Below are 7,579 nucleotides of genomic sequence, written 5' to 3' on the forward strand. Positions count from 1 at the left end.
GAACGGGAGAGAAGTTGAGCGACAATTCAAGTTCGTCTGTTCAAGCAAATTGCTCTTTTCTAAAACTAAATTAGTTTATTGTTTTAAGAAAAGCAATTTTGCGAGTGGAAAAAGATGGACTGAAAGTTAACTTTCAGCCCGTTTTTTTGCAAATACTAAGTTACCTCCAGTTTTATTGGAAAATTGAGTTAATATTTTGTTCCCAACTTGGTGAATGTACAAAACGTTCCAATTGTAAATGATTATTAAGAATTTCAGCTTTACTATATTGTGACAATTCTTCCCAGTTTCTGTCAAATACATATGTTGCGTTACCAGTCTTTATACTCTCTAAAATATAAATATTTCTTTCAGGAAATCCAAAAACAATGTAATCATAGAATCCACCTTGTCCAACTGCAACAAAATTTGCATTATATGCTGAAATTATTTCAAGATGATTTTCTATAACTGGTCTGTTACCAGAAGGTTGTCTTTGAATTCTCTCATTTGCTACTTCTCTAATTCTCTCAAATGGATATTCACCTCGAGGAAATATTTTCCAATTTAATCTTGTAATGTTTTCAAAAACAAAAGGTTGTAAATCTTCTCTAATTAAATCAAATTCACCAAAATATTCAAGAAATAAATTCATAATATGTTTTATATCCTCATAATTTTCTGGATTATTCGTTAAAACTCTTGATACTATAATTTTATTTTTGTTGAAATCATTGATAGTAAATTCTTCACATGGCGGCGGAATCAGTTGTCTTTGATATCTTTGTCTTTGAATGCTAACAATTTTAGAATATTCATGTCCAGTAAAATCTTTCCATGTCCATTCACGTTCGACATAATAAGTTTCTTTTGGTAATTCTTTTAATTTTAAAAATTTACCATCAGCATTAAATCTTGAAACAGATCCTATTTTATAAGGTAAAATTCTTTCACCAATATTTAAGGTGTTTGTAAATCCTATTTGATTTACTCGTTCAATTTTAGAATTGATATCTGTAAATGCGATGTGAAAAGATTCTTCATTTCGGATTGTACTTAGATAATTTTTAGGATTATTAATCCTCTTTTTGATAATTTTCATGAAAAAAGTTTAAAAGTTAAATTATCAAAGTCAATAATTATTCCTATAACATGTATTGTTAATAATAAGACAATAAGTCATTCTAAAAAAGTATTGAAATAGAAATGTTTATGACAAAATTGCAGGTAACGGTTGACGGATTTGCGACAGTAAAAAATATAGCAACGAAGTTGTGTATATTTTTTATTTAGCAAATTCGATGATGTACGCAGTTCGGAGCGATAGCGATGAAATGTGTACATTATCGGATGTAATCCGTCAACCGATGTGACGCGATTCGTAGCATAGCGGAGAATTGCGTCACATCATTATTTTTTACGAAACTACTATAGCTTTAGTTTCATAAAATTACGACCAAACATACTACAACCATCTCACAATAAATTACGGTTTCACGTATTTGACTTTTAGAAACATATATTACATTTGTAATTAGATAATTAAAAACTCATTTTAAAATAATAATAATTAGTTTAAGATCTAGTTATATAAATCATACGTTAAATCTAATAGTTAGATTAAATTTGTATCAAAAATTGAGAAGAAAATAATATGAGTAACTATAATTTTATAGATCTTTTTGCAGGTGCATCTGGTTTATCCGAAGGCTTTGTGCAAGCTGGCTATAATCCTATTGCACATATTGAAATGAATGAAGATGCTTGTTTTACAATAAGAACGAGAACTGCTTATCATTTCCTGAAAGAAAATAATTATTATAAACATTATATAAAGTATTTAAAGAAAGAAATTACAAGAGAAACATTATATTCATATTTACCTAACGAATTAATTAATAATACGCTTAATATTGAAATCGGAGATAATAATATTAATGATATCTTTAAAAAAATAAAAACATTTGCTAAAGGTGAAGAAATTGATTTTATAATAGGAGGTCCTCCATGTCAAGCTTATTCAATGTTAGGACGGCATCAAGAGGATATAGAAAATGACCCAAGGAATAAATTATATATTCAATACGGAAGATTTTTAAAAGAGTTTAATCCTAAATTTTTTGTTTTTGAAAATGTACCTGGATTAATTAGTGCTGCGGGAGGATATCATCTTAAAAATCTTAAAAAATATTTTAGAAAATTAGGTTATGAACTTGACTATAAAATATTAAACTCTGGCGATTTTGGCGTGTTACAATCTCGTAAGAGAGTAATTATTATAGGTTGGAAAAAAGATATAGATTTTCAATATCCAGATTTTGAAAAGATTATTCATAAGAACACAACGAATGATTTGTTTAAAGATTTAAAATCATTAAGTCCTGGTGAGAAATATGATGTTATAGAATATACATCAAGAACTAATAAATACCTAAAGAATTCTAATATCAGAAATGGTTTAGATTTTGTTACACAACATATCTCTAGACCTCATAATGCTAAAGATTTAGAAATTTATCGTTTGGCAATTGAGAAATGGAATGAAAATACAAGATTAAAGTATAATGAATTACCTGAATATCTTAAATCTCATAAAAATGAAAAATCATTTTTAGATAGATTTAAAGTAGTTAATGGGGATGGATTATCACATACGATTGTTGCTCATATTGCGAAAGATGGACATTATTATATTCATCCAGATATTAATCAAGTACGCTCTATCTCTGTTCGAGAAGCTGCAAGAATTCAATCGTTTGCGGATGACTTTTTCTTCGAAGGTTCAAGAACTTCTGCGTTTAAACAAATAGGGAATGCCGTACCTCCTTTAATGGCTTATGAAATTGCTAAAAAAATGAAAATAAATGTCTGAAAACAATATCCAAAAGATAAAAGCTAAAAGTCATATTTTATCACTGTTAGGAAATGAATTAATAGGAAGTGATAGTTTAGCCATTTTTGAATTGGTTAAAAATTCCTATGATGCTGATGCTGATGAAGTAACTGTTAAATTTATTGACTTAAATACACCAAATCAACAAATTATTATTGAAGATGATGGGAATGGTATGACTTCAAAGGTTATCTCTGATGTTTGGTTAACTATTGGAACCGATTTTAAAAGAGGGAAGAATCGTAAAGTTAGTCCTAGATATGAAAGAGTTTCTTTTGGAAATAAAGGAGTTGGCAGATTAGCGGTGCACAAACTAGCTAAATCAATAACTTTAGAGACACAAGCTATTGGAGAAATGTTTTCGAGTAAACTACATATTGATTGGCCCAAATTGATATCATCAAATGAATATATACAAGATTTAGAAGTTGAAGTAGAACATGTTTCAGAAAGCTTATTTAAAAAGGGCAGGGGTACTAGGATTATATTATCAGATTTAACTACAAAAGTCTGGACAAAGAAAACATTAAAAGATTTAGTTCGTAAGATAAATAATATCAAAAATCCTTTTCTTGATCAGGAATCTAAGAATAATATCAAAAATCCTTTTGATATTAAGATTGTTGCAAATGGGATTCAGAAATCTTGGATTGAAGAGGTTAAAAGTTCAGTTGAAATTTTAAAAGAATCTTTATACAAATTTGAATTCAAAATAGAAAAATCATCAGATATTCCTAATGATTTTGCAAAATTTAAATTTAGATATGAATTTAACCCACCCCACCAATTAAAAATATCTTCTAATCTTGTTGAAAGTGAAGTGAATGAGTTTCATATTGGTAACATATTTTCTGAATTCAATCAAGAAAAAAAGTTTAATCATTTTCTAAAAAATGAGGATTTAAAGGGGATTGGAGATATAAAAGGTAAATTTTATGTGTTTAATCAAAATGGAGGGATATTAAAGAAAAATTTTGGAGGTCAAATTTTAGCGATTAAAGAATTTATTAAAGATCATTGTGGTGTTCGAATTTTCCGTGATAATATTAGGGTTTATAATTATGGTGAGCCATTTGACGATTGGCTTGGTTTAGATTTAGATAAAATCCAAAGAGCAGGTGATCATTTTGGTAAAAAAGTAACAATAGGAGCTATCGAATTAGATTTAGATTCAAGTAATGAAGGGTTAGTAGAAAAAACTAATAGAGAAGGGTTTATTGAAAATGATAACTATAGTAAGTTTAGACTTTTATCTAAGCATATTTTTAATTTTTTCGAAAGCACGACTAGTAATGATAGAGATTTAATAGAAGAATATATAGAAGGAACTAAACCAATAAAGAAAATAGGTTTTAAAGAAAGTATTATTCAATTATCGGATAAATTAAAGGATAAAAATTTAGAGTCTGAGTTTTTACCATTGCTTACTAAAATAGATAAGGATTATACTGTTATGAGAGATATAATGGTTAATTCTGGTCTAACAGGGCTGAACTTGGGTATAGCTTTTCATGAAGTAGATAGAGAAGTAAGATTAATAAATTCAGAATTAACTAATGAAGGTGAAAATATTAATATTCATACGTTAAAAGATAAGATTAGTAATCTAGTTCAGATTTTAGAAAGTTTATCTCCTATATTAAAGCAAAATAAAAGTGATAATACTACAGCAAAAAAAATTATTGAAATAACAAAGAGAAGAAATATTAATAGATTCAATTACCATAATACAATTTTTTCTAGTCCTTTATTAACTGGTGAAAATGAAGATATATCTTTTAAAATACCGACAAATCTTATAATAGCTTCTGTATCAAATCTTATAGATAATTCTCTTTACTGGACGAAAGCAAAAAAAGATTTGAACGATAATTCTAAAGGGGAATATCAGCCTGCAATATATATAGGAACAGATTTACATACTTTTGATGGGCCTGCTATTATAATAGCAGATAATGGTTTAGGATTTTCTGTTGAACCTGAATTTATGATACAGCCTTTTAAAACTAAAAAATCAGGAGGCATGGGACTTGGACTATATTTTGCAGATGTTGTAATGAATATGGTGGGAGGTAAAATAATTTTTCCAGATTCAATGGATTTAGAAATACCAAGTGCTTATGATGGTGCTTGTATAGCTTTGGTATTTCCAAAATAATACAAGATTAATATGTTAACACAAAAAAATAAAATTATAATTGTCGATGATCAAGAGGACGAATTATATAGACTTGGTAAGGCTTTTTTAAATATAGGAGTAGGTTGTAAAACTATACTCTATGATATGGGGTATGTTGGGGATCCGTATGAATATGTCAGGATTGCTTTTTTTGATATAAATTTAACATTAGCTAAAGAGCTTCTTTCTACTGATGATATTGATGATATTTTAAAAAATCATTCTCAGGTTTTTAATGATTTGGTAAATGCTATTAATCAATATATCTCTTTGGAAAATGGTCCGTATGCACTCATATTTTGGACAAAGAATGAAATACTCGTTGAAGCTTTTGTAAAATATGTCCGTGATCGTGATATTAAAATTGCTAATCCAATTTTAATATCTACATTTGATAAAACAAGATTTACAGAAAGTAATTTAGAAGGCTTAATTAATGAAGTTTCAAGATTACTAAGTTCCGAAGAGCGCATTAAATTTTTATTTGACATAGAAGAGGCTGGAAGAAAAGCTGGTGAAAATACTTTAAATAGATTATATGATATTTTACCAAAAGATACGGTTTTTGGTAAATCTGAAATTTTCATGAAAAATCTTGACTTGATTCTTTCAAAAATAGCAATGTCTACTTTAGGATATGAACATTCTAAGGAAAATCCCAAAAAAGCAATTTATGAAGGATTATTACCAATAATATCATATGAATTTTTAAATAGAGAATCAATAATTGACTACGAATCTATTGTTGAATCGCTGAAAAAATCAACAAAATTTAAAGATGTTGTATTTTCAGATAATAAAGTAATTAGTAAATTAAATTCATTATATCATATAGAATATGATACCTCTATAAATAAAGATGTAAGAGGATGTGTTTTTGAAGTGGATAAATCTAATAAAGATTTTTTATCGTCTTTAGGTATCGATGATATTAAAAGTTGGATAAATTCTTTAATTCCTATTAAAGATAGTATTAAAAATAAATCAGGATATATAGATTCTAAGACGTTAAGAGGCGATGAAATATTAAATTCAACAAAATTAATTGCAGTAGAATTAAGTGCATCCTGTGATTTTTCTAATAAGAAACCACGGATAAATAAATATATTTTAGGTATAATAACATTAGGTATTGATGATATTGAAAAAGAACTTAATTTAAAAGGTAGGTCAGAATCTAGTTACCACTTGGGAGGATGCTCATTTGATTATAATGAAGATATAGCTCAAATATGGTTGAATTTAAATTATGTATTTGGTTTTAAGTCAGATAATGCAAATTTTGGAGAAACACTATTTACACTGAAAAAAGAAATTATGGATATGTTAGGCAATAAGTATGCAAGCCATATTTCTAGAATTGGTATTACAAGTATATAAAATAAAAATCACCAATACTACATTGCCCCCAATAGTTAGACACTTTTTTGGGGGTATATTTATATGTGAATTTTACAATTCAATATTTAAATAGCTTCAATCTTCACCACTTCACTTTTTATGACCTTAGTGCCTGTCTCATTATAAGTTTGTTCTACAGTAACTTTAATTCTGTCGTGCTGTGGAGTTGGAAAATCTAATAATTCTCCAATATTTTTATATCCAAATGCTTTTGCTAAAAGAGTAATGTGACGTGTTGAGTATTTGTGTCGTTGTGTAGCAGATTCTACATTCCCAACAAAAGATTTGGCAACACCCATTTTCAAACTGAGTTCATCTTTAGTAAATCCATGTTCCTTCCTAATATTTTTCACGTGATTTATCAAGTCAAAATCGAATTGAGTAGTTTCAAATTCAAATAATTTATTCATTTCTGAAAATTTATTCATCCAACTTGTTGGATATTAAAATAATTATATTATATTTGTTATAGCGATTTGATAATTAGACTTTTGTCTTAATTAAACGATGTTATCTCGAGTCAAAACGACCAATTTTCCATCGAGAACACCGTGAAATCGCTCTATGTCTAAAAAAGTATTACTTTTGTATAAGGCATGTGAGCGGTTCTCACGTTAGCTTTAGGTGGAAACTTTATTATCCTCGGATTTTAAAGTTGGGTTTGGTCGCCCTTGACTCTAAAGTGTGAGACCGCTCCTTGCTTTTTTTTGCAAGTATTTCTTCATACACGAGAAACATCGTTCCATAAAACCCAAAACACATGAGAACGAAACAATTTCCATTCATCCGTAAAAAACCGCCAGACAAAGTCTGTTGGTGTTACTAATTCTTTTAAAGAACAAACCTCCGTTTTATAACATTTAACGGATCGTAAAGCAAAGGTTCCCCTTTCTTTACACGCTCTCTATCAGAGCCTCGGTAATGAGACTTTGACAGTAACTGTTATACTCTTTTTTTCGCACATTAAATGTAAAGCGATTATTGTCATTTTCCAAATTTATTGGGGTTACTACCTGTTTTAAGTTGTAAGTAATGAGTTATAAGTAATGAGTTAAATGTATGATGTACAGATTAGATGTTAGATATGAGAATTGAAATTTTAGATTTGTACTATGTAAAAAGTAGAA

The 7,579-nt window shown here is 28.2% G+C and carries 5 protein-coding genes; 3 read left to right on the forward strand and 2 right to left on the reverse strand.

Annotated elements, in window-relative coordinates; genetic code table 11:
- Positions 1-172 precede the first annotated feature (172 nt).
- Positions 173-1,081 carry a hypothetical protein gene (locus B4L98_RS06475; RefSeq protein ID WP_291077839.1) on the reverse strand — a complete coding sequence of 303 codons (909 nt, stop codon included), beginning with the start codon at positions 1,079-1,081 and terminating at the stop codon, positions 173-175.
- A 552-nt stretch (positions 1,082-1,633) separates the two neighbouring features.
- Between B4L98_RS06475 and B4L98_RS06480 the strand changes: the two genes are divergently transcribed.
- From B4L98_RS06480 to B4L98_RS06490, 3 genes are read left to right on the forward strand one after another with little or no spacing between them, the layout of a single operon-like run.
- A complete protein-coding gene (locus B4L98_RS06480) occupies positions 1,634-2,851 on the forward strand; it encodes a DNA cytosine methyltransferase (protein WP_221854667.1) in 1,218 nt (405 codons plus the stop codon).
- Entirely contained in the window at positions 2,844-5,030 is a 2,187-nt protein-coding gene (locus B4L98_RS06485) for an ATP-binding protein (RefSeq protein WP_221854668.1), read from the forward strand. Before B4L98_RS06480 ends, B4L98_RS06485 begins: the two co-directional genes overlap by 8 nt.
- 12 nt (positions 5,031-5,042) lie before the next feature.
- Positions 5,043-6,431: a hypothetical protein gene (locus tag B4L98_RS06490; protein WP_291077842.1), complete on the forward strand. Its 1,389-nt coding sequence runs from the start codon at positions 5,043-5,045 to the stop codon at positions 6,429-6,431.
- Between the two features lie 86 nt (positions 6,432-6,517).
- On the opposite strand, the gene B4L98_RS06495 is transcribed toward B4L98_RS06490, so the two are convergent.
- Positions 6,518-6,862, reverse strand: coding sequence for a helix-turn-helix domain-containing protein (locus tag B4L98_RS06495; RefSeq protein WP_221854670.1), 345 nt, complete (start codon positions 6,860-6,862; stop codon positions 6,518-6,520).
- Between the last annotated feature and the right edge of the window lie 717 nt (positions 6,863-7,579).

This window comes from Empedobacter sp. UBA5528, assembly GCF_002426075.1.
In the GTDB taxonomy this organism is placed as follows: Bacteria; Bacteroidota; Bacteroidia; order Flavobacteriales; family Weeksellaceae; genus Empedobacter; species Empedobacter falsenii_B.